This is a genomic window from Arthrobacter sp. PTI12 (assembly GCF_056679915.1).
In genome coordinates, this window is the sequence record NZ_CM155256.1 from 818,816 (window position 1) to 835,627 (window position 16,812).

General features: G+C 66.4%; 12 protein-coding genes. 5 read left to right on the forward strand and 7 right to left on the reverse strand.

All coding sequences use genetic code 11. The features are described from left to right. The first annotated feature begins 1 nt into the window (after window position 1). Window positions 2-586, forward strand: a complete 585-nt coding sequence (locus tag AC1MBU_RS04075; RefSeq protein ID WP_056546241.1) for a DUF2238 domain-containing protein — start codon at window positions 2-4, stop codon at window positions 584-586. Here the strand turns inward: AC1MBU_RS04075 and AC1MBU_RS04080 are convergent. Beyond that, on the reverse strand, window positions 555-1,652 hold the full coding sequence (locus tag AC1MBU_RS04080) for a glycoside hydrolase family 76 protein (RefSeq protein WP_479788725.1): 1,098 nt from the start codon (window positions 1,650-1,652) through the stop codon (window positions 555-557). The genes AC1MBU_RS04075 and AC1MBU_RS04080 overlap by 32 nt on opposite strands. A 164-nt stretch (window positions 1,653-1,816) precedes the next feature. Here AC1MBU_RS04080 and AC1MBU_RS04085 point away from each other — a divergent pair, with 164 nt between their 5' ends. The 4 genes from AC1MBU_RS04085 (at window position 1,817) to AC1MBU_RS04100 (ending at window position 6,276) form a co-directional block, all read left to right on the forward strand. Beyond that, window positions 1,817-2,593, forward strand: coding sequence for a 3-hydroxyacyl-CoA dehydrogenase (locus tag AC1MBU_RS04085; RefSeq protein WP_277359700.1), 777 nt, complete (start codon window positions 1,817-1,819; stop codon window positions 2,591-2,593). Between the two features lie 39 nt (window positions 2,594-2,632). Further along, complete coding sequence (locus tag AC1MBU_RS04090; protein WP_479788728.1) at window positions 2,633-3,838, forward strand: acyl-CoA dehydrogenase family protein; 1,206 nt, start codon at window positions 2,633-2,635, stop codon at window positions 3,836-3,838. A 68-nt stretch (window positions 3,839-3,906) separates the two neighbouring features. Next, on the forward strand, window positions 3,907-5,241 hold the full coding sequence (locus tag AC1MBU_RS04095) for a cytochrome P450 (RefSeq protein ID WP_479788730.1): 1,335 nt from the start codon (window positions 3,907-3,909) through the stop codon (window positions 5,239-5,241). 111 nt (window positions 5,242-5,352) lie between these two features. Next, window positions 5,353-6,276: an NADP-dependent oxidoreductase gene (locus AC1MBU_RS04100; protein WP_277359697.1), complete on the forward strand. Its 924-nt coding sequence runs from the start codon at window positions 5,353-5,355 to the stop codon at window positions 6,274-6,276. Here the strand turns inward: AC1MBU_RS04100 and AC1MBU_RS04105 are convergent. The 6 genes from AC1MBU_RS04105 to AC1MBU_RS04130 all read right to left on the reverse strand — a co-directional run bounded on the left by AC1MBU_RS04105 (window position 6,273) and on the right by AC1MBU_RS04130 (window position 16,752). Then, the gene (locus AC1MBU_RS04105; RefSeq protein WP_479788733.1) at window positions 6,273-7,619 is read right to left on the reverse strand and encodes a hypothetical protein; all 1,347 of its coding nucleotides are present in this window, start codon (window positions 7,617-7,619) and stop codon (window positions 6,273-6,275) included. The genes AC1MBU_RS04100 and AC1MBU_RS04105 overlap by 4 nt on opposite strands. Beyond that, complete coding sequence (locus AC1MBU_RS04110) at window positions 7,516-8,223, reverse strand: DedA family protein (protein ID WP_479788735.1); 708 nt, start codon at window positions 8,221-8,223, stop codon at window positions 7,516-7,518. Before AC1MBU_RS04110 ends, AC1MBU_RS04105 begins: the two co-directional genes overlap by 104 nt. A gap of 61 nt (window positions 8,224-8,284) precedes the next feature. Then, on the reverse strand, window positions 8,285-9,193 hold the full coding sequence (locus AC1MBU_RS04115; RefSeq protein WP_479789714.1) for an RluA family pseudouridine synthase: 909 nt from the start codon (window positions 9,191-9,193) through the stop codon (window positions 8,285-8,287). Window positions 9,194-9,232: 39 nt separating this feature from the next. Next, window positions 9,233-11,155 carry a DUF6541 family protein gene (locus AC1MBU_RS04120; RefSeq protein ID WP_346027976.1) on the reverse strand — a complete coding sequence of 641 codons (1,923 nt, stop codon included), beginning with the start codon at window positions 11,153-11,155 and terminating at the stop codon, window positions 9,233-9,235. Between the two features lie 76 nt (window positions 11,156-11,231). Continuing rightward, window positions 11,232-12,026 carry an Fpg/Nei family DNA glycosylase gene (locus AC1MBU_RS04125; protein WP_346027977.1) on the reverse strand — a complete coding sequence of 265 codons (795 nt, stop codon included), beginning with the start codon at window positions 12,024-12,026 and terminating at the stop codon, window positions 11,232-11,234. Next, window positions 12,019-16,752, reverse strand: coding sequence for an ATP-dependent helicase (locus tag AC1MBU_RS04130; protein WP_479788738.1), 4,734 nt, complete (start codon window positions 16,750-16,752; stop codon window positions 12,019-12,021). The genes AC1MBU_RS04125 and AC1MBU_RS04130 overlap by 8 nt, the downstream gene beginning before the upstream one ends. Between the last annotated feature and the right edge of the window lie 60 nt (window positions 16,753-16,812).

The following is a 16,812-nucleotide window of genomic DNA, read 5'->3' on the forward strand; positions in this document are numbered from 1 at the left end:
CATGATCGCCGACCTCATCCGACGGCCGGCCACGCACGCCGAAGTCGCAGCGGACGGCGTGCGGGCTGCAGCCGTACTCAGCACCATCGTGATGGTGTTCTGGTGGGGGCCGGTGGACGTAGCCGTGTTCTTCCTCGCGCTCGGTGGCCTCACGTTGTCCCGCTATGCCCGTCCGCACCCGGTGTTCGATGCGGTGTACGGATGCGCGCTGCTGTTCGCATGCTGGAGCAGCGTCCTGAATGTGTACGAACTTATTGCCTGGTGGGACCTGCTGGTGCACTGCGTCTGCACCGGGCCGGTGGCCGGCATGGCGTACGTGCTTGGATCGCACCTGCAGGTCTTGCCCGCCGCCGGCCACGGACGCCGGAACCGCGTGGGTGTGGTGCTGCAGGTGGTGCTCCTCGGCATGGCGCTCAGCGTCCTGTGGGAATTCGCCGAGTGGGCCGGTGATGCCTGGGTCACCGAGGACATCTACGTAACCTATGCGGACACCATGGGCGACCTCGCCGTTGCCACCCTCGGGTCACTCGCGGCGGGGATTCTGCTCGTAGCGCTCAGCCGCCCGCGCGTCCGGTCCTACCAGTAGCCTGCCACGCGGCTTCGAAAATCATCCACGCCTGAAGTTGCGTGGACAGTTCTACTGAGCCCTTACCGGCCGAAGCTCCCGGCGCGGCAGGAAAGACCAGGACAGTACGACGACGGCGGCCGCCGGCTTCCCGCTCCGTGCGCCCCTCCCACAGGGCGCGCGCCGTCGTCGTGATCAGGGTGCGGGCGATTGTGCGGGTTGCTTCCGGCAGGTGCGGTGAAACCGCCGCGAGCGCAAGGTAGCGGGCGAGGATTCCCGTGAACAGGCCGCCGTCACCGCCGCCGTGGGTGCGCAGGGCGCCGTCCGGCTGGACGAGGTGCGTTGCTATGGCGGTGATCAGGCCGCTGGCGCGCTCCAGGCTTCGTTGGTCTCCAAGGGCCAGCAAGGCACCCAGGACCGGGCCCTGGTTGTAGGTGTAGAGGTCGGTGACCAGCCGTTCGCCGGGCATGCGGATGCCATCGAAGAGGAGCCCGGTTGCCGGGTCCAGCAGCCGGGCGAAGAGCCAGTCCACCAATTGTGCCGACTCGTCCTTCCGCCCGATGCGTGCGAAGTAGAGCGCCGCCGGGGCCGTAGCCGGGGTGTTCTTGAAATCGCGGGATGTGTTCCAGAAGAGGCCGCCGCCGAGGTCTGAAGTGTGTGCTGAGATCAGGGCCGCGGTCAGTGTGGGAAGCGGGCTGGTGTCTGCGATATCGGCTGAGCGCAGGGCAGCGAGGGCTAGCCAGGCCATGTCGTCGTAGTAGCTGTTTCTCCAGCGCCCGCCGTTGCGCAGGCGGATGGTGCGCAGGAGGCGGCGAGCGCGCGTGCGGTGAGCGGCGCCGTCGTCGTGATGGGTGATGTCTGCGCGCTCCGCCGCATCGAGGAGGCAATCGAGATAGTGCGCCTGCCACCAGTAGTGCCACGGAACTGTGCTCCGGTTCGGGAGATTGACCTGCGCGAGGTGCGTTCCGGGCAGGCCGAGCAGCCGGTGGCCGAAGGCCGCGGGGACGGACGCGGCGGCTGCTGCGGCGCGCAGTTGTGCTTCCCGATGTTCTTCAGGGAGTTTCTCGGCGGGCAGTTCTGTGGGCATAGAGCCACCCTAAAGGGCGCCGTCGTCCTTATGTTTGAGCACTATGCACAGTGCGGCGGCCGGTGGATGCTGCGGTGTGCTGCATCACAGTAGGCTCGAAGGAGTGTTCGCAGCTGAGTCTTCGACTCACCCCTCGAATCGACCCCCGACGCAAAGGAGATGTCATGGAGTGTGCAGGAACGGTAGCCCTGGTGACCGGCGGAGCGTCCGGGCTCGGCCGGGCGACGGCGCAGCGGCTGTATGACGACGGCGCATCAGTGGTGATCCTGGATCTTCCGCAGTCGGATGGCGCAGATTTTGCCCAGTCGCTGGGGGCGCGGGCGCGGTTTGTTCCTGCTGACGTGACCAGCGAGGAACAGGTTCAGGCTGCGGTGGACGCGGCGGTTGAGCTGGGCCCGCTGCGCATTGTTGTCAACTGCGCAGGAGTGGCAACGCCCGGCAAGGTACTGGGCAGGGACGGCGTGCTGCCGCTGGAGCAGTTCAACAAGGTCATCAGCATCAACCTGATCGGCACCTTCAACGTGCTGCGGCTGGCGGCGGCCGCCATGGTAGCCACCGAGCCGGTACAGACGTCGACCGGCACGAACGAGCGCGGGGTCATCATCAACACGGCATCCGTCGCGGCGTTCGACGGGCAGATTGGGCAGCCCGCGTACTCGGCATCCAAGGGTGCTGTTGCGGCGATGACCCTGCCGATTGCGCGTGAACTCGCGCGGTCCTTCATCCGGGTCATGACCATCGCCCCGGGCATCTTCGAAACCCCCATGATGGCCGGGTTGCCGCAGGAGGCCCAGGACTCCCTCGGGAAGCAGGTGCCGCACCCATCCAGGCTCGGCAAGGCCACCGAATACGCTTCGCTGGTTGCGCACATCGTTGAGAACCAGATGCTGAACGGCGAGACCATCCGGCTTGACGGTGCCATCCGCATGGCACCGAAGTAGATCCTCTTGATTTCTGAGAACACCCGAAAGGACAGCTCAATGGAGAGCAGCCTCCCATCCGCAGACTTCTACGGATTCGAGTCCCTGCTCAGTGACGCCGAACGGGCGAAGCTGCAGGACGTGCGGGACTTCCTCGCCAAGGAAGTGGCGCCGTTCGCCACCGATTGGTGGAACCGGGCGGAATTTCCGTTGGAGGTGCTGCCCAAACTTGCCGCCCTGAACCTGAGTACGCCGGTCCAACAGGGGTACAGCTACCTGTTCAGCGGCATGGTCATCGCCGAACTCACCCGGTCCGATACGTCGCTGGCAACGTTCTTCATGGTGCATCACGATCTCTTCGTTGAGGCCTTGCACGAGTTCGGGACAGAGGATCAGAAGGCACGGCTGCTGAACGATGCCATGGACCTCACCATCACGGGTGCCTTTGCCCTCACCGAGCCCCAGCACGGGTCCGATGTGGCGGGCGGCATGGCAACCACCGCAACGCGGGACGGGGACACCTGGATCCTGAACGGCGCAAAGCGCTGGATTGGAAACGGAACGTTCTGCGACTACATGCTCTTGTGGGCGCGGGACACCGCGGACGGCGCCGTGCGGGGCTTCATCCTGGACGCCACACTGCCCGGGATTACCCGGACGGCCATCGAGAACAAGATTGCGCTGCGGACGGTGCAGAACGCGGACATCATCCTGGACAACGTCAGGGTGTCAGAAGCAGACCGCTTCGCAGGAATCAACACTTTCACTGACACCAAGCACCTGCTGCGCGGTTCCCGCATCCTGGTGGGCTGGCAGGCGGTGGGCCAGCAGTTGGCGGCGTTCGACGCAGCGCGTGCCTACGCCGTCGAGCGCCATCAGTTCGGGCGTCCGCTGGCGAGCTTCCAGCTGATCCAGCAGCAGCTGGTGCGCATGCTGGGTAACACCACCGCGAGCCTCGGCATGATGGCGCGGGTTGCGCAGTTGCAGGAAGACGAGCACCGCGGATTGCACGAAGGACAGCAGCAGGAGCAGCGCAGCGGAGCGGACATGGCGCAGGCCGCGCTCGCGAAGTCCTACACGTCGTCCCTGATGCGGGAGACGGTGGCAATGGGCAGGTCGATCTTCGGCGGCAACGGGATCGTGACGGACTACAAGATGGCGAAGATTTTCGCGGACGCCGAGGCAATCTACACCTACGAGGGTTCTTTCGAAATCAATACCCTCATTGTGGGGCGTGCGGTCACGGGAGTATCTGCGATCCTCTGACGGTTGTTGCTGCAGCCAGCGCGGAAGTGGTGGTTGCCAGGGTGAGCAATCCACCGGGACAGTGGAGTATGAGCTCTGTTGAATCGCTGCCCCAGCTGACAGTCCGGGAAACCGCAACCTTCCTGTCGAAGGTGTTTGTGCCCACCCTGGCCAAGGGACCGATCATCCGGCGGTCACGGATGGTCGCGCTTGCAGAGAAGTTGCACCTCGATGAGCGGGCAGTCGCCACCCTCACTCAGCTGGCGGCGAAGTATCCGGCCTCGCCCGTTCTCCTCCGCTTGCCGCTGCGCCGACAGGCGATAGTCCTGGAGCCCAGGGACGTGCACCGTATCCTTGCCGAAACTCCGGAGCCTTTCGCCGCTGCCAGCAGCGAAAAGAAGGCAGCCCTGTCGCACTTCCAGCCGCGGAACTCCCTCATCTCCTCGGGCAGGGAGCGGAGCGTGCGGCGGGCTCTGCAGGACCAGGTGTTGGATTCAGGAAGCCCTGTGCACCGCTTGGCGGAGTCGTTCCTTCCCATCGTCGCCGAGGAGGCGGAGGATCTGTTGCGCGTGGTGCGCAGGTCCGGCGCGTTGACCTGGGATGAGTTCATCCAGTCCTGGTACCGGATGGTTCGGCGGGTGGTCTTCGGGGATGCGGCCGCACATGACGAGGAACTCACGGATATGCTCGCCCAGCTCCGCGCTGACGGAAACTGGGCGTTTCTGAAGCCCCGCAAACGGAAACTGCGCGCACAGTTTCTCGCCGCCGTCGGGCATCGAATGCAGGCGGCACCGCAGGGCAGCCTCGCGTCTGTGATGTCGGGGATGAACCCACAGGACAGCACCGCGCCGGTTGAGCAGATCCCGCAGTGGCTGTTCGCCTTCGATCCTGCCGGCATGGCAACGTTCCGTGCGCTCGCTGCCGTGGCGGCGCATCCGGAGGTTCGAGCCAGGGCGCTTCGGGAAGTCGCCGAAAACCGCTCACGGCGGGAGTATCTCCCCTGGCTCCGGGCCTGTGTCCTGGAGTCCCTGCGGCTCTGGCCGACCACGCCCATGGTGCTGCGGCAGTCCACGGGGGAGGTGTCCTGGGACGCGGGGACCATGCCGACCAAGTGCGGTGTTCTCATCTACGCTCCCTTTTTCCATCGCGATCAGCGGACCGTCCCCCAGCCGGATGCGTACACTCCGGAACGCTGGCTGAACAACGACGACGACGGCGACTGGGCGCTCATTCCCTTCAGTGAAGGCCCTGCCGCGTGCCCGGGACGCCACCTCGTGTTGATGCTGACCAGCGCCTTCCTTGCCCACGTTCTGGACGGAACGGAGCTGCAGCTGGAGTCGGCGGAGCGGCTGAATGTCGGACCGTTGCCGGGCACCCTCGACAACTATTCACTGCGCTTCACGACGGCCCCTGCCTACCGTTGAGGAAGTTACCGCACCTACTGTGACCCGATGCACGGTTCGATTCTGGAATGACGCGCGGGTGTCCGGGGTTCCACCGAGTGAGTCCTCAGTACCCGATGGAAGGAATCAGCAGTGAAAGCAGTGTTCTATTCAACGTACGGTGACCCGGGCGTCCTTGAGTATGGTGACCAGCCGGAACCGAAGGTAGGCCCGGACACGGTCCTCATCGAGGTCAAAGCGGCATCGGTCAACCCGGTGGACTGGAAGGTCATGGCGGGTTACCTTGACGGTGCCATCACCGCGCACTTCCCGGTAATCCCGGGGTGGGATGTTTCCGGCGTCGTTGTTCAGCCCGGCCCCGCAGTTCCTGAATTTTCCGCTGGTGACGAGGTCATGGGCTACGTCCGGATGGACACCGTTGGCCAGGGAACCTTCGCGGAGCGTGTCGCCGCGCCGGTGCGAACCCTCTCCCGCAAACCCGCGAACCTCTCGTGGGCAGAGGCGGCAACTGTCCCGCTGACCGGCCTCACCGCACTGCAGACGCTGGACGCGCTGGACGTCTCCAGCGGTGACACCGTGCTGATCCACAACGGTGCTGGCGGCGTGGGCACTTTCGCCATCCAGATTGCACGTGGCCGCGGAGCCCGCGTCATTGCCACCGCGTCCGAGCGGAACCACGACTTCCTGCGTGAACTCGGCGCTGAACCCGTCTCCTACGGCGAGGGTGTCGCTGATCGTGTCCGTGAGATTGCACCGGACGGTGTCAGCGCCGTCGTCGACTTCGTGGGCGGCGACGACTGGCAGGCATCACTGGACAACCTCACCCGGCAGGGGCGCGTTGCATCCATTGCCGACGCCGGTGTGAAGGAACACGGCGGGCGGTACGTCTTTGTGCGCCCGGTAGCTGCCGACCTCGCCACGCTTGCTGACCTGATCGAAGCCGGCACGGTGAAGCCGGTGCTTGCCGAGACCTATCCGTTGGAGCGAGCGGCGGAAGCCTTTGCAGCCAACATGGAGGGTCACACGCGCGGGAAGATCGCGATCACGGTCGGCTAAGCCCGCGCCGGGCCGCCGTGCACTTCCTCACCGTCGTGGTGGTCGTCGTCGTATTCGTACTCATCGTCGTCATCATCAGCGAGGTCAATCGGTGGGAGGTTGGCGGTCTGGTGACGGCGCAGGGCCCGGCGATAGGAGTGGTCCACGCGGTGACGGCGCGATCCGGCGGTGATGAGGACGAGGAAGACCGCCAGCGCCGTCGCCGCGGCCGTGGGCAGCGACTGCGGTTCCCCGATGAGCCTCTCCACGATAATCCAGCCCAGGCCCCACACCAGGGCAAGGGCAACCGCAATGCGGCCGCGGTCCATCGAGCAGACTGCACTTCCCATCACGACGACGACGCCGAGGCCCGCAAGTGCCCAGGCGAACTCGTTTTCCGTGAGCCAGGAAAACCCCTCAAGGGACAGGAACGCCGCGGTATGGCTGAGCGCCGTGAAGCCCGTCCAGCCCAGGAAAAGGCCGAGCGGTACGTCGACCAGCGTTCCTTCCAGCCGGGTGGCGGCCGACCACCGGTTCAGCCAGCGCAGCGACACCAGGAGCAGGACGAGCAGCACGCCGTGCACCATCAGGCTCGGTGCGTAGAGCTCCGCTTGGATGGTGAGGGCCAACGCAAGATTCAGTAACAGGGCGGCGATGACCACCCAGCCCAACCGGCGGTGCCGCGGGCTGTCTGCCTGGCCGGGCAGCCATTGGTGAACGGTGTAGGCGATCAGGCCGAGCCCGATCAAGGCCCAGATGTACAGCGAGTTGAGGCTGGGGGAGACGAGTGTGAGGTCGGGACGCAGCAGTTCACTGGTCCAGATTTCAGTTCCACCGAAGAACCCGGCCACGGACGCGGTTCCCACCAGTGCGCCGATCACCGTCAGGGTGACAAGATTGCGTCGTACCTGGTCAGCCCGCCACGACCGAACGTTTGCTGCAGCGCTCCGGGAGGTGGTCGCGGTCCAGGCGGCGGTCTGTCTCCCTGACTTGGCGGCCCATGCGGAGGCGGCGGCGGAGGCCGCTTTCAACTTCTCTGCACGCGCCGCCCTGAGTTCCGCAGCGCGGGCCTTCTCACGTGCTTGCGCCTGGTCGTCCTGCGCCAGGTCGGTGTTGCGGGTTGGGCTGGGAGCAGCACCGGCGGGCACTGTGGCACCGGCGGTTGCTGTGGGACCAGCGGTCGGCGGTGCCGCCGTCGTCGTTCCCGGTTTTTCATCACCGGCGGAGACCTGCGCCTTCGGTTGTGCGGCTTTCAGCCGCTCAAGGACGCTGCTCGTCTCGGTCCGCGGAGGGGTGGCTTCGGTGTTCTCCCCGGGCGGTACGGGCGGAACCTGGGGCAGCCGGTGATTGGACGGAGTCGGCATGCTCATGTGTCTTTCGGACCTCCCGGCGCTGCTTCAGCGCGAAGAACGCTGCAATGATCAGTCCCACCAGAGTACCCACCCCCATTCCCAGAAGTGCACTGGCCCACATAGGGAAACCGGTTGTGACGTCCGAAATGTACCCAAGGCCCACCAGCCAAATGGACCACAGCACCCCGCCCACGGCGGCAAATCCCAGGAAAGGCCGCAGGGGCAGTTCGGCGATCCCGGCAGCGGCAATACCCGCGGTCCGACCGCCCGGAAGGAACCGGAGAGCAACCAGGCCGGCGTAGGTGGGGGACTTGCCCGCCTTCTCGACTGCGTTGCGGATGCCGCGGTGGACGGCGCGGCCCCAGCGGAAGCGGTCCAGCCAGTGTGTCAGCTTTTTTCGGAAGAGCAGGTACAGAGCGAGGTCCCCCAGCAGGCTGCCGGTTGCAGCGGTCAGGAGGGCGATGGAAAGGAGCACTGAGCCCTCGGATGCAAGCGAGCCTGATGCGATGACCAGGAATTCAGAGGGCATTATGGGCGCGAAAACGTCAGCGATGACCACCAGAAGCGTGACCGGATGGATCATGAGGGACCACTCGGCAATGGTTGACAGGTCCACCCGTACCAATTTACAGCGGGACGCCAAGGCGTGACCGGCTGCCGGCACAGATTCTGGGACCTCACCCGAGCGAAGACAGTTCCAACCCGCTCGTGAAGGACGCCGGCCGGGAGGACAGCGGGTCGACAAACTCGATGTGCCGGGCCAGGAGTTGCAGGGGTTTCGAGTAGTCGTCTTCCTGCTGCGGCTGCAGGACCGGGTAAAACGGATCGTTGACAATTCCGAGGCCCAGGCCGGCCATATGCAGCCGCAGCTGATGCGTCTTCCCGGTGTGCGGCTGCAGCCGGTAGCGGCCCACGCCGTGGTGCTCCCCGACAAGCTGCACCCTGGTTTCCGCGTTGGGGTCACCGGGGACCTCCTGCGCGAGGAGGTAGTCGCGGGATTTAACGATGCGGCTGTGGACGGTGCGCGGATGAGTGTCGAGCTTCAAAGACGGATCGATGGGAGCAGCGGCCTCATACTCTTTGCGGATGCGGCGATTCTCGAACAGGAGCTGGTACGCGCCGCGCGTTGCCGGGTTGATGGAGAACATGAGGATTCCGGCGGTCACCCGGTCGAGGCGGTGCATGGGAATCAGGTCCGGCAGGTCCAGCTGCACCCGCAGCCGCACCAGAGCCGACTCCGCCACATACATTCCGCCCGGCGTCGTCGGCAGGAAGTGCGGTTTATCCACGACCAGCAGGTTCTCGTCCTGGTGCAGGATGCTCAGCTCCACCGGCAGGCGCTTCTCCACCGGCAGTTCCCGGTAGTACCAAATGAACGTGTGCTCGTTGAGGGGAGTTGCCCGGGTAAGCCGCTCACCGCCCAGGGCAACCACTTCACCGCGGTCAAAGCGCTCGGCAATTCCGTCCGGGTCCACGTGGTTCCAGCGGTCCAGGATGTACTCCAGCGCGGTATCCCACGGCCCCTCCGAGGGAAGCCGCAGCCGCGTGGCGTTCACGCCGTTGCGCACGGGAAGAGGGGATTGCATCACTTATCTAGGGTAGCGGGACTGGGAGCCGGCACGCTCTCAGCAACCCACGATCCGGTAGAGAACGGCTTCTCCCTCGCTGTCCACGCGTTCGAACCCGTTCTCCGGGGTCAGATCCTGCAGCCCCGGCACTACCTCCGTTTCTCCCGGATGCACGGAGCTGATGCCGAAATCGAGGACGTACTCCACCCCCATCTCCTGAGCCGCAGGGCAGACTTCCGGATTGGTGGTGAGCTCGTCCAGGGACTCGTAGATGATCTTGCCGGCGGCCGATGCAGGTAGGGTTCCGTACGGCAGCAGCGTGGGGATTCCCGTGTAGGAGTAGGACAACGACGCCCCCGTCAGCGGAACCCCCACAATGCCTGACCCCTCCTCCACAGTCTCCGGCACCCGCTCGATGAGCGCGAGCTCATCGACAGTCAGCAGTTGGGAATCCTCGGTGAACCGGTACTTCGCGGCGGCTTCCGCAACCCCGCGCTGTACCGCTCCCAGCGGCGCCAGCAGCACACCCACAACAACCAGCACGACGACGACGGCGGCTCCCCGCTTCCTGCTCCCCTCACGGAGGAGAGCACGCACCTTCGGCAGGCGTTTCGCGAGGTCGACGAGGGCCACCGCTCCGAGGGAGGCAATGATGATCCCAGCCACCGGCAGCATGGCGCTGATCCGGAAGTAGTCGTTGTACCAGACGCCGGCCACGATCCACCGCAGGTCCGGGGCTTCCTTCCAGTTCGCGACCACAAACAGCATCGCCGCGAAGCCGTACAGGGCAAGCGTCCAGCGGTGCCGTTTGCGGCGGAGTACGACGGCGGCACCCACTAGTGTCAGCGCCGCCACCAAATAGGCTGGTGGCCGGAAAAGCGGGGAGTGCAGGACCACCTCGATCAGGGCGACGCCGGCGTTACCGAGTTCGTTCCAGTTGTCCGAGCTGCCGCGCGAGGGCCGGATCCGCATCCAGACAACTGCGAGGACCACCAGGAAAACCGCTGTGGGTACGAGGGTGCGCCAGGCCGGCTCAGCGCTGCGGCGAAGTCTGCTGTACGCTGCCGCGAGCACCATGGGCAGGCTGAGGCCGAGTGCGCCGACCACCGACGATGGGTGCGCCAGAGCCAGCCCCGGCAGAACCCCCAACAGCAGCAGGAGGTTGGCCGCCGTCGTCGTACGCAACGGTGCGCCGACGCGCATCAGCTGCACCACCAGGCCGAGCACAGCCGGCAGCAGGGCGATGGACAGCATGAATGGATAGACCACGCCGAATTCATACAGGAGGTAGGGGAAACTGCTGTAGGCACCGGACAGCACGGCGGCGCTAAGCAGGGCCGTGCGGCGCTCGCCGGTCACACGGGTCACCAGGAAAAGGCACCCGATACACCAGATCGCCAGGACTATGGCGAGGTTCACCACATTGATGGCTGCGGGTACGGACAGCCCGGAAGACAGGAGGACCACCGACACGATGGCGTGCCATCCCGCCGGGTAGAACGTGGCCGCCCGTGTTCCCAGGTATCCGAGGTCCGGGGAGGACGCGTTGCCGGTTTCCGCGATGTACCGGACAGCGTTGAGATGGAAAATGTTGTCGTGTGACTGCGCGATGTTTTCCGGGTCACCGAAGATCCACAGCGTGATCAGACCGACCGGGATCGCCGCAGCAGCCCACGCAGCAAGCGAGTGCCGCAGTGGCCCGCCGGGGTCCGTGGCGACCGCCTCCCCGAAGCGTCGCCGGATGAGCCAGAGCAGGAGTGCTACAGCGGCGGTGACTCCGAGCAGCGGCACAATCGACCAGCGGACGCCCGCCAGCGCGGCCGACTCGGAGGCGATGACCACGGCACTGACGCTCAGCGGACCGGCCAGTGCAAGCAGTGTGAGGCGACGCAGACCGAAGACGGCGCCCCACAGCAGCCCGGGGCCAAGGAGCACCAGCAGCGCAACGAAGAAGCCTGGAAGCGTGCTGAGCCAGCTCATGGTCTCCCTCGGTAGTCAGTGCGGATGGTACGGATGGTCAGGGTGCTGCGGATGGTCATGTGCGCGCGGATGATGCTCACGCCGTATCCCGCGCGGGCTGGCAGTGCGGGCAGTGATAGAGCACCCGCTGCTCCAACTCGTTGTCGCCGAGCTCGCTGCGCACAACGCGGGTTCCGCAACGCAGGCAGCCCCGGTCCGTCCGCCCGTACACCCACAGCGGGTCACGCAGCATGGACCCGGTGGTGACGCGCGTTGACCTGCCTTTGTTCACCTCGAGCAGCCGGTGAGCGAGTTCCACCATACGCGGAAGGTTTTTGACTTCGCCCACCGGGGTGAGCGGATGCTCCCCAGCGAGGAAACACAACTCGCATCGGTAAACGTTACCGATGCCGGCGAGGTTCCGCTGATCGAGCAGCGCCAGGCCCACGGGGCGAGCCGGGTCCGCGCGCAGCCGGCGCAGCGCTTCCTCGGCGTTCCAGTCGGGCCCGAGCAGGTCGGGTCCGAGGTAGCCGACGGCGTCGTCCTCCTCTGCCTGCGGGATGATGCGGAGGAATCCGAGTTCGAAACCCACGATTGTGGAGGTTTCCGTTTCCAGGATGCAGCGTGCCTTGAACGCTGGGCGGCGCCACTTCCCGCCTTTGGGATAGACGTGCCAGAGGCCCTCCATCTTCAGGTGGGAGTGGATGCTCCACTCTTCCTCCACACGAATGAGCAGATGCTTGCCGCGGGCGACGACGTCGCGCACCGTCCGGCCGGTGAAATCCACCGTCGCGAATTTCGGCACGCGGATGTCGCAGCGGGTGAGCTCCTTGCCGTGGAGTGCGCGGTTGAGGTCGCGGGCGGCGCGCCAGACGGTATCTCCCTCAGGCACGGATTCTCAGCCCCCGGGGCGTGCTGTAGAAGCCGGCATCGGCAAGGGCTCGTCCGGCTGCGGAGTCGAGGACGGATTCGCCGTTGATTTTCTCGACGGCCATCTTGTCCGCTGCCCCGTGCCGGATTGCGGCAACCAGCGCCTCCGCTGCGGCGGTGAGGGGTTCGGTGTCTGCGGTGTAGGTAAGCATGGTTTTACCGCCGCGCTCAACATAGAGCGCAAGCTGCCCGTCGACCAGTACCACCAGGGCGCCGGCTTTGCGGCCGGGCCGGTGTCCGCCGTCGTGCTGTGGCCAGCCCAGCGCCGCTCCGAAGGGGTTCGCCGGATCTGTAGCAGCAAGCGCGACGGCGGTGGGCTTCTTCGCGAGGGCGGCATCCGGGCGCGCGTCCGCGCTGAAGGAGCGCAGCCGGTCCACCGTGGCCGGCACCGCGAACTGCGCGGCGCCGAGATGCTCGATGAAGTAGCCGCGGCGGCACCGCCCCATTTCCTCCAGGCGCGACAGCATCTTGTACATGAGACCGAATCCGCCCGGAATACCCTCACTCGCAACGGAACCGCGGGTGAGCACGCCGTAGCGGTCCATGAGCAGTTCCGCGGTGGCGTGTGCCCGGATGGTGGTGTCACCTTCGATGCCCGGCAGCAGCGACCACCGCCCGGCAACCTGTGGAGGAGTGCTGCGCTGGTAGCCGGTCCCGCCGTCGTTTCCGGTTGACAACGCGCTGGTCCGCAGGCTGCCGCCGGTCATGGACGGCGCCCTGCCGAGCCGTCCCATCCGCGCGGTCCGCGCTCGTGGAGTGGGCGTACGCTGCTTGTGCGCGGTTTTTCCGCCGGCCAGCAGGGAACGTACCGGAGTGAACGTGTCATTGCCGATCCGCCCGGCCCAGACCAAATCCCACAGTGCGGCGGTCACCGCGGCGTCGGCGGGTTGGTTACCGTTGGTCAGGCCCTGGACAAGCTGCCGGAAGAAGTAGGCGCCGCCGCCGGAAAGCAGGTCAAGGAGTTCCTGTTGCAGGGGGCTGGGCTCAAACTCCGGATCCGGGCGTAGGGTAAGCGGCGCGTTCTCCGCGAGGTGAAGGGAGATCCAGCCGTCGTTCCCGGGCAGCGACCCGGCACCGGACCACACCACTTCACCCGTCGCCGCCAGCTCATCCAGCATCGCCGCGCTGTAGTTCGATACCCGCGTGCGCAGGATCAGCGGCTCCCACGCCGAGGCTGGAATCGGCACTCCCGAGAGCTGGTCGATGACCGTGGCCACGCCGTCGAGACCGCGCAGGCCGGAACCGACATGCTGCCACGCGGGCAGGAACCGGCCATAGGCGGCAGGGTCCACCGGCTCCACTTCGTGGCGCAACGCAGCGAGCGACCGGCGGCGGAGCCGGCGAAGCACCTCGGCATCGCACCACTCGCTCGAGGCAGCCTCATGGCCCGGGGCTGAAGCCGTGGGGCGGAACTCGCCCTCCACCACGCGGCCATCCGCGACCAGCCGCTGCAGGGCGGTGACGACGACGGCGACACCCAGTCCCAGCCGCGCGGCGGCTTCCGCTGCCGTGAAGGGACCATGCGTGCGGGCGTAGCGGCCGACGAGGTCACCCAGCGGGTCCGGGACCGGTTCGATGAACGCCAGCGGGACACCCATGGGCAGCGGCACTCCGAGGGCATCACGCAACCGCGCGGCGTCCTCGATGGCAGCAATGCGTTCTTCCCCGGCAACGTTGACGCGCAGTGCCCGGTTGGCCTTGACCAGCGCGTCCGCGGACGTGGCCGCTTCCCCGGGTTCCTCGGACCGCTCGGCGATTTCGGCGGGGGTCAGGGGGCCAAGCAGGCGCAGGAGGTCCGCGACGCCCTCGAGGCCGCGTGCTTTCCGGTCAGGAGCGAGGCGCTGAAGCTCCTGCTCGGTGTCAGCGATGACGCCAGCGTCGAGGAGTTCACGTAGTTCCGCCCGGCCCAGCAGTTCGTTGAGGAGCGTGGGGTCGAGCGAGAGCGCTGCGGCGCGGCGCTCGGCGAGCGGTGAGTCGCCCTCGTAGAGGAAGGACGCAACGTACCCGAACAGCATGGTGCGCGCGAACGGCGACGGTTGGGACGTGGTGGTCTCGACAATCCGGAGTTCACGGCGGTCGATCTGCGCGGCGATGTCCTTGAGCGCCGGAAGATCATAAACGTCCTGGAGGCACTCGCGGACTGTCTCGAGGATGATCGGGAAGGTGGGGAACTTGCGTGCCACGTCCAGCAGTTGTGCGGAGCGCTGCCGCTGCTGCCACAGCGGGCTGCGCTTGGACGGGTTGTTCCGTGGCAGCAGCAACGCCCGCGCTGCACATTCCCGGAACCGGGATGCGAAGAGCGCTGACCCGCCTACCTGCGCCGTGACAATGCCGTCCAGTTCCTCCGCATCGAAGAGGAACAGGTCGGCGCCGGGAGGCTCGTCTTCCATGAGCGGCACTCGCAGCACAATGCCGTCATCGGACGCCATGGCGGAGCCGTCCATCCCGTACCGCTGCTCAAGGCGGGCACCGACCGCGAGCGCCCACGGCGCATGCACGGGCATGCCGAACGGGCTGTGGAGGACTACCCGCCAGTCACCGAGCTCATCGTGGAAGCGCTCAACCACCAGCGTGCGGTCACTCGGCACCACTTCCGTGGACTGCTGCTGCTCACGGAGATACGCGAGCAGGTTGCCGGCCGCCCACTCGTCCAGGCCGCTCGCGCGGCACCGGGCAGCGGCGTCGTCCTCCGATGCATTCGAAAGTTCGCGGACGAACTTGCCGAGTGCCCGGCCCAGTTCCACCGGCCTGCCCAGGGAATCGCCCTTCCAGAAGGGAAGCTTGCCCGGCTGCCCGAAGGCAGGAGAAACCAGCACGCGGTCATGGGTGATGTCCTCGATGCGCCAACTGGTTGCACCGAGGGCGAAGACATCACCGACGCGCGATTCGTAGACCATCTCCTCGTCCAGCTCACCGACCCGCCGGCCGCCGCGGTTTGATCCGGCGTCCTCGGACCCCACGAGGTAGACGCCGAACAGCCCGCGGTCCGGGATGGTGCCGCCGGAGGTAACGGCCAGACGCTGGGCGCCGGGCCTGCCGGTGATGGTCCCTTCCACCCGGTCCCAGACGATGCGCGGCCGCAGTTCGGCGAATTCATCCGACGGGTACCGGCCGGCCAGGAGATCGAGCGTCGCCTCAAAGGCGGAGCGGGGAAGCGTGGCGAAGGGCGCGGATGCGCGGACCACGTCGAACCATTCCTCCACATCAATGGTCTCAAGGGCAGTGGCCGCGACGGTTTGCTGGGCAAGGATATCCAGCGGGTTGGTGGGAATGTAGAGCGGTTCGATCTGACCGGCCAGCATCCGTTCGACGGTGACGGCGGTGTTCACGAGGTCTCCGCGGTGCTTGGGAAACAGCACGCCCTCGGAGACCTCGCCCACTTGGTGCCCGGCCCGGCCCACGCGCTGGAGGCCGCTGGCCACGGAGTGCGGGGACTCGACCTGGATCACCAGGTCAACGGCGCCCATGTCGATGCCCAGTTCCAAGGACGACGTCGCCACAACACACCGCAGCCGGCCGGACTTCAGGTCATCCTCAATGAGCGCGCGCTGGTCTTTCGATACAGAGCCGTGGTGGGCGCGGGCGAGCAACGGCTCGGCGCCCTCGGTCTGCCCTGCCTGGGCCATCAGTTCGGCGGGCGTGCGCTTCAGTTCGGTTTTCCCGCCTGCTTGCGGGTCCACCGCAGGATCCGCCTGGGGATTCTGAAGAGAATCCGCAGGCGCAACCGAGGGCGCATTCGCGGGTGGATCCCAGAAGGACGCGGCTTCCAGCCGCTCAGCATGAATCTCGTTCAGCCGGGCGGTGAGCCGCTCGGCCAGCCGGCGGGAGTTGGCGAAGACGATCGTTGACCGCTTGGTCTGGATCAGGTCGACAATCCGCTCCTCCACATGAGGCCAGATGCTCGGCGAGGCAGTGGGGCCGCCGTCGTCGTCGTCGGTGGTGGGTGCGCCGCCCAGCTCGGTCATGTCTTCCACGGGAACGGTGACCGTGAGGTCCCACGACTTCTTCGAAGGCGGAGCCACGATCTCCACCGGAGCATTCCCCGCGAGGAAGCGGGCCACCGTTTCCTTGGGCTCCACCGTCGCTGAGAGGCCAATCCGCTGGACCGGCTTCTCCAGCATCGCATCGAGCCGCGCCAGGGAAACTGCGAGGTGCGCGCCCCGCTTGGTTCCGGCCACGGCATGGACCTCGTCGATGATGACGGTGTCCAAGTCCATCAGGGTTTCCCTCGCCCGGGAGGTGAGCATGAGGAAGAGCGACTCCGGCGTGGTGATCAGGATGTCCGGCGGCCGGGTGAGCAGGGCGCGGCGCTCAGCTTGAGGCGTGTCCCCGGAGCGCACGCCCACGGAGACGGACGGTGCCGGCAGGTCCAGTCGCTTGGCGGTCTGGGTGATGCCGATGAGCGGAGCGCGCAGGTTGCGCTCAACATCGACGCCGAGCGCCTTCAACGGAGAGATATACAGCACGCGGGTGGACCGCTTGCCCTCTACGGGACGTGCAATGAAACTGTCCAGGGCCCAGAGGAACGCGGCGAGGGTTTTCCCCGATCCGGTTGGCGCGACGACCAGCGCGTGCGAGCCCGCAGAGACCGCGTTCCACGCCCCCTCCTGGGCAGGGGTGGGTGCTGAGAAGGCGCCCTCGAACCACTGGCGTGTGGCGGGCGTGAATTTCTCAAGCACCGATGTCATCGATTCATCATCTCCTACCCCTCCGACATTCTGTCAGCTGCGGTGGGAGCACACGGTGCC

Bases quoted from the DNA above. Each gene is read 5' to 3' on its own strand.
- AC1MBU_RS04075 (WP_056546241.1), top strand. From the start codon at position 2: ATGATCGCCGACCTCATCCGACGGCCGGCCACGCACGCCGAAGTCGCA.
- AC1MBU_RS04080 (WP_479788725.1), bottom strand. From the start codon at position 1,652: ATGCCCACAGAACTGCCCGCCGAGAAACTCCCTGAAGAACATCGGGAA.
- AC1MBU_RS04085 (WP_277359700.1), top strand. From the start codon at position 1,817: ATGGAGTGTGCAGGAACGGTAGCCCTGGTGACCGGCGGAGCGTCCGGG.
- AC1MBU_RS04090 (WP_479788728.1), top strand. From the start codon at position 2,633: ATGGAGAGCAGCCTCCCATCCGCAGACTTCTACGGATTCGAGTCCCTG.
- AC1MBU_RS04095 (WP_479788730.1), top strand. From the start codon at position 3,907: ATGAGCTCTGTTGAATCGCTGCCCCAGCTGACAGTCCGGGAAACCGCA.
- AC1MBU_RS04105 (WP_479788733.1), bottom strand. From the start codon at position 7,619: ATGCCGACTCCGTCCAATCACCGGCTGCCCCAGGTTCCGCCCGTACCG.
- AC1MBU_RS04115 (WP_479789714.1), bottom strand. From the start codon at position 9,193: ATGCAATCCCCTCTTCCCGTGCGCAACGGCGTGAACGCCACGCGGCTG.
- AC1MBU_RS04120 (WP_346027976.1), bottom strand. From the start codon at position 11,155: ATGAGCTGGCTCAGCACGCTTCCAGGCTTCTTCGTTGCGCTGCTGGTG.
- AC1MBU_RS04130 (WP_479788738.1), bottom strand. From the start codon at position 16,752: ATGACATCGGTGCTTGAGAAATTCACGCCCGCCACACGCCAGTGGTTC.